Genomic DNA, 4,988 nt, shown 5'->3' on the forward strand with positions numbered 1-4,988 from the left:
AACTGCTCCTCGGTACGAATGGTACCGAAGACCCAGCCCCACACCTCCTTGGAGGCCTCCATCTTGCGGGCCATCTTGTGGGTCCAGCCGTGGGGCACGTGACAGTCGGCACACTGGGCGCGCACCCCGGAGCGGTTTTCGTAGTGGATCGTGCCCTGCATTTCCTGCAGCGGATTGCGCTCCATCTCGTGACAGGAGACGCAGAACTGCTGGGTGTTGGTGGCCTCCACCGCGGTATTGAATCCGCCCCAGAAGAAGACCCCGGCAATGAAGCCGCCCAGGGTCAGAAAGCCCAGGCTGAAGTGCATGCTGGGGCTGGTCAGGATGTGCCAGTAGCGTCTCAGCAAGCGTTTCATGGCTGTCCTCCCCGTTCCTGCAGCATCTCGAGCAGCACCTCGTCCACCGTCAGGAAGGTGTTGCTGACCACCGGCGGCGCATCGGTCTGGGGCACATGGCACTGGGTGCAGAAGTAGCGATCCGGGGACACGGCCGCCAGCACCTGCTGGTGGCGATCCCGGAAGTGGCTGATGCTGACCATGGGCGCACCGGCCTGCACCGCCTCGCTACGGCTATGGCAGGTCAGGCAGCGGTTGGTCCGGGTGTCGATCTGGTAGTCGCGAATGCCGTGGGGAATGACCGGCGGCTGCTCGGGGTAGTTGAGCACCTGGCGACCGAGATCCCGGGGCTCGCCGGCCAGCGGCGGGGCCGGCCGCGACTGGCCCCCGGGACGCAGGCCGTCGGGGGCGGAATCGTCCCGGCGCTCTTCGGCCAGCGCCAGGCCGGCCGCCACCAGGACGATCGAGAGACAGAGCATGCTGAGCCATTTCATCGTCGTTCTCCTTGCGTCTCGGCCTCAGGCCAGGCTGATCAGTTCCAGGCGCACTGCACACTTCTTGAAGTCCGTCTGCTTGGAGATCGGGTCCGTGGCATCCAGGACCACGTTGTTGATCAGCCGGTTGGCATCGAAGAAGGGCACATAGACCAGCCCCCTGGGCGGCCTGACCCGGCCCCGGGTCTCGACCCGCAGGCGCACCTCGCCGCGCCGGCTGACCACCTTCACCTCGCTGCCGCGGCGCATGCCCTCCTCCCGCGCATCCTCGGGGTGCATGTAGAGCAGCGCCGCCGGCACCGCCCGGTGCAGCTCCGGCACCCGGCGGGTCATCGAGCCGGTGTGCCAGTGCTCCAGCACCCGCCCGGTGGAGAGCCAGTAGGGGTACTCCTCGTCCGGCGACTCGGGGGGCGGCTCGTCGGGAACGGCGAAGATCAGCGCCCGGTCGTCGGGCCTGGCGTAGAACTGCACGCCCTTGCCCTCTTCGACGTAGGGGTCGTAGCCCTCGCGGTAGCGCCACAGCGTCTCCTTGCCGTCTACCACCGGCCAGCGCTTGCCGCGGTTCTGGTGGTAGTTGTCGAAGGCGTCCAGGTCCTTGCCCTTGCCGCGGCCGAAGCGGGCGTACTCCTCGAATAGCCCCTTCTGGAGGTAGAACCCCAGCGCCTCGGCCTCCTGGTTGGCGTAACCCTCCTCCATGTCCGAGAGCGGGTAGCGATCCACCTGGCCGTTAGCGTAGAGCAGCTCGAACAGGGTCTTGTCCCGGTACTCGGGCGCCTTGTCGAGCAGCTCGCTCGGCCAGACGTCCGCCACGTCGATGCGCTTGGCAAGCTCCACCAGCTGCCAGAGGTCGGAGCGCGCCTCCCCCGGGGCGGAGACGAGCTGATGGAAGAACTGGGTGCGCCGCTCGGCGTTGCCGAAGGCGCCCTCCTTCTCGACCCAGGAGGCGGCCGGCAGGATCAGGTCGGCGGCCTGGGCCGAGGCCGTGGGGTAGATATCGGAGACGATGACGAAGGCCTCCTCGTGGCGCCAGCCGGGCAGGATCTCCTGCTGGGTGTTGGGGCCGGCCTGCATGTTGTTGCTGACCTGGGTCCAGTAGACCTTGACCTCGCCATCCTTGAGCTTGCGGCTCTGCTCCACGGCGTGAAAGCCCACCTTTTCGGGAATGGTGCCCTCGGGCAGCTTCCAGATCTCCTCCGCCTCGCGACGATGCTCGGGGTTGGTGACCACCCGGTCCGCCGGCAGGCGGTGGGAAAAGGTGCCTACCTCACGCGCCGTGCCGCAGGCCGAGGGCTGGCCGGTCAGCGAGAAGGGGCTGTTGCCGGGCTCGGAGATCTTGCCGGTCAGCAGGTGCAGGTTGTAGATCTGATTGTTCACCCAGACGCCGCGGGTGTGCTGGTTGACCCCCATGGTCCAGAAGCTCATCACCTTGGTGTCGGGGTCGGCGTAGAGTTCGGCGAGCTGCTCCAGGCGGCTCTCGGAGACACCGGACTCCCGGGCGGCGCGCTCCAGGGTGAAGGGCGCCACATGCTCGGCGAACTCCTCGAAGCTCATCTCCGTCCAGCGGTTGGGATCCCCGGCGTTGGCGGCCGCCTGCTCGAGCGGATGCTCCTGTCGCAGCCCGTAGCCGATGTCGTCCACCGCCCGCACGAAGCTGGTGTGATTCTCGACGAAGTCGCGATCCACGCGGTCGGTCTGGATGATGTGGTTGGCGATATAGTTGAGAATCACCACGTCGGCGTTGGGCTTCATCACCATGGGGATGTCGGCCAGATCGAAGCTGCGGTGCTCGAAGGTGGAGAGCACCGCCACCCGGGTCTCCGGGTAGGAGAGCCGGCGGTCGGTGACCCGGGTCCAGAGGATCGGATGCATCTCGGCCATGTTGGAGCCCCACAGCACGAAGGCATTGGCCTCTTCGATGTCGTCATACACGCCCATCGGCTCGTCGGAGCCGAAGGCGCGCATGAAGGCGAACACCGCCGAGGCCATGCAGTGCCGCGCGTTGGGGTCGATGTTGTTGGAGCGCAGCCCGGCCTTGAACAGCTTGCTGGCGGCGTAGCCTTCCCAGATCGTCCACTGGCCGGAGCCAAACATCGCCACGCTCTCCGGCCCATGGTCGCGAATGGCCTCCTTGAACTTCGCCGCCATCAGATCCAGCGCCTCGTCCCAGGAGACCGGCTCGAAATCGCCCCGCTTGTCATAGACGCCGTTGCGCTTGCGCAGCATCGGCCGGGTCAGCCGGTCCTCGCCGTAGAGGATCTTGGAGAGGAAGTAGCCCTTGACGCAGTTGAGGCCGCGATTGACCTCCGACTGAACGTCGCCGTGGGTGGCGACGATGCGATCGTTCTGGGTCGCCACCATCACGCTGCAGCCCACCCCGCAGAAGCGGCAGGGCGCCTTGTCCCAGTTCAACTGTGTCAGCTCGGCGTTGGTGATCAGGTTGCTGGCGCCGGCCGGGATGGCCATGCCGGCGGTGGCAGCCGCCACGGCCGCTGCGTTGGCCTTGGCGAACTCACGACGGGTCATCTTCATGACAGGGCCCCTTCTGCTTGTCCTGCTTGTCGCTGCTGCGGTTCGTCCGCCGCCTCTGGCTCATCGGCGGTGGCGGGGTCGAGTATCTGGTGGTAGACCAGCGCCGCCCCCAGCACGCCCGGCAGCGACTGGAGCGCATCGACCAGCGCGAGGATGCGTCTCTCGTGCTGGCTCTCCACCACCACCACCAGCTTGCCGGCGGCATCCTCGGCGCGTATCTCGGTGTCGGCCTGGCCTTCCACCCAGCGGGCAACCGAGCGGGCGTGACCCGGCTGCACGTGGACCAGGAGGCTGGCGATATGCAGGGCATCAGTCGACATGGGCCCTCTCCTCACTTGTCATTGTGTCACTTGTCATTGTGATGGCGTGATTGGGGCACTGGGCCTGGCAGGCGCCGCAGCCGGTACAGGCAGCGGTGTCCAGCCGCGGGGTCGGGGCATGGCCCAGCTGTGGAACGAAGCGGATGGCGCGCCATTCGCAGGCGTCCTGGCAGCTCTGGCAGTGCACGTTGGCCAGGGCCAGGCAGTTCGCCTCGATGCGGGCTCGCCAGGGAAAGGCTGGCCGACCGGTATCGAAGACCGGCGCTTCGCAGACGTCCACGCAGGCACGACAGAGCGTGCAGCCGCCGTCGGTGAAGCGCAGCTCCGGATAGCCGCCCCCGCCGATAAACAGCACGCCCTCCGGACAGGCATCCACGCATGCCCGGCAGCGCACACAGCGGTCGGTGAAGTCGTCAGCGGTCCAGGGAGGTCGTCTTATCGGGCCTTGGCCGCCCAGCGAGCGGAAGAATTGACGACGCTTGTTGTTATCGGACTGTGGCATGGTTCCTCGCTGTCAAGCACCGCGTGTCAGGACGGCGGGCCCGGGGGGCCAGCAAACATCTGATAGATCCAGACGGCGAAGCCGAAGCCCCCGACCACGGCGATGGCCAGGATCGGGAACAGCAGCACGGCAATGAACAGGAACAGCTTGAGCTCCTGCTTCTTGCGCGTTTCCGGGGCCATGGTCTCCGGTTTCTCCATTGGGATATCCCCTCATCCAGATAGAGCACGACTATTGATGACGCTGATTACTAAGGTAGCCAATAAGCCGAGTGTCAGCCCGGGTGACAAACGCGCACAAACCCGCGGACCCGCCATCACTGGCGGGCCCGCGGGGAAAAGCGTTGGAAGAGCGTGTCAGGCGGAGGCGGCCGCCCGGATCACGGCGTCCAGGGCGGCATGATAGCCCTGGCTGCCCAGCCCGGCGATGACACCGTCGGCACGCAGCGAGACGCAGGAGTGGTGGCGTATGATTTCCGGGTTAAGTCCTCGACCGGCCACTTGAGGCCGGCTCCCGAAAGCATGAACGCCGGAACGGTCTCCCGTCCCGGCGTTCGCTTCAGGACCCGGCGGCTGGCCGGGTCGGGTCAGGCGCTCAGGCCGCTTCGCGCTTGGCGTCGCCCGCGGCCTGCATGGCCAGGGCGGTGTCCAGCATGCGGTTGGAGAAGCCCCACTCGTTGTCGTACCAGGCCATCACCTTCACCAGGCGGCCGTTTACCCGGGTGTGGTTGGCGTCGAAGGTGGAGGAGTTGGCGTCGTGGTTGAAGTCGATGGAGACCAGCGGCTGGGCGTTGACCGCCAGCACCGGG

At 66.8% G+C, this 4,988-nt stretch carries 6 protein-coding genes and 2 pseudogenes; all 8 read right to left on the bottom strand.

Annotated features, from left to right (window positions below; genetic code table 11):
* A partial coding sequence (locus tag J5F18_RS16475) for a NapC/NirT family cytochrome c (protein WP_346299625.1) occupies positions 1-356 on the bottom strand: 356 nt, incomplete at its 3' end.
* Entirely contained in the window at positions 353-829 is a 477-nt protein-coding gene (locus J5F18_RS16480; protein ID WP_346299626.1) for a nitrate reductase cytochrome c-type subunit, read from the bottom strand. The genes J5F18_RS16480 and J5F18_RS16475, both read right to left, overlap by 4 nt.
* 24 nt (positions 830-853) lie before the next feature.
* Positions 854-3,358: a nitrate reductase catalytic subunit NapA gene (gene napA / locus J5F18_RS16485; RefSeq protein WP_346299627.1), complete on the bottom strand. Its 2,505-nt coding sequence runs from the start codon at positions 3,356-3,358 to the stop codon at positions 854-856.
* On the bottom strand, positions 3,355-3,678 hold the full coding sequence (locus J5F18_RS16490) for a chaperone NapD (RefSeq protein WP_346299628.1): 324 nt from the start codon (positions 3,676-3,678) through the stop codon (positions 3,355-3,357). Before J5F18_RS16490 ends, napA begins: the two co-directional genes overlap by 4 nt.
* Positions 3,668-4,180 carry a ferredoxin-type protein NapF gene (gene napF / locus J5F18_RS16495; RefSeq protein WP_346299629.1) on the bottom strand — a complete coding sequence of 171 codons (513 nt, stop codon included), beginning with the start codon at positions 4,178-4,180 and terminating at the stop codon, positions 3,668-3,670. The genes J5F18_RS16490 and napF overlap by 11 nt, the downstream gene beginning before the upstream one ends.
* A gap of 26 nt (positions 4,181-4,206) precedes the next feature.
* Entirely contained in the window at positions 4,207-4,380 is a 174-nt protein-coding gene (napE, locus tag J5F18_RS16500) for a periplasmic nitrate reductase, NapE protein (protein ID WP_346299630.1), read from the bottom strand.
* 156 nt (positions 4,381-4,536) lie between these two features.
* Positions 4,537-4,647 (bottom strand): annotated as a pseudogene (locus J5F18_RS16505) (type II 3-dehydroquinate dehydratase); the annotation flags it as partial.
* A gap of 127 nt (positions 4,648-4,774) precedes the next feature.
* Positions 4,775-4,988, bottom strand: a pseudogene (locus J5F18_RS16510) (erythrose-4-phosphate dehydrogenase); the annotation flags it as partial.

The sequence above is a fragment of the Halomonas sp. BM-2019 genome (assembly GCF_017584085.1).

Bases quoted from the DNA above. Each gene is read 5' to 3' on its own strand.
- J5F18_RS16480 (WP_346299626.1), bottom strand. From the start codon at position 829: ATGAAATGGCTCAGCATGCTCTGTCTCTCGATCGTCCTGGTGGCGGCC.
- J5F18_RS16490 (WP_346299628.1), bottom strand. From the start codon at position 3,678: ATGTCGACTGATGCCCTGCATATCGCCAGCCTCCTGGTCCACGTGCAG.
- napF (WP_346299629.1), bottom strand. From the start codon at position 4,180: ATGCCACAGTCCGATAACAACAAGCGTCGTCAATTCTTCCGCTCGCTG.
- napA (WP_346299627.1), bottom strand. From the start codon at position 3,358: ATGAAGATGACCCGTCGTGAGTTCGCCAAGGCCAACGCAGCGGCCGTG.
- napE (WP_346299630.1), bottom strand. From the start codon at position 4,380: ATGGAGAAACCGGAGACCATGGCCCCGGAAACGCGCAAGAAGCAGGAG.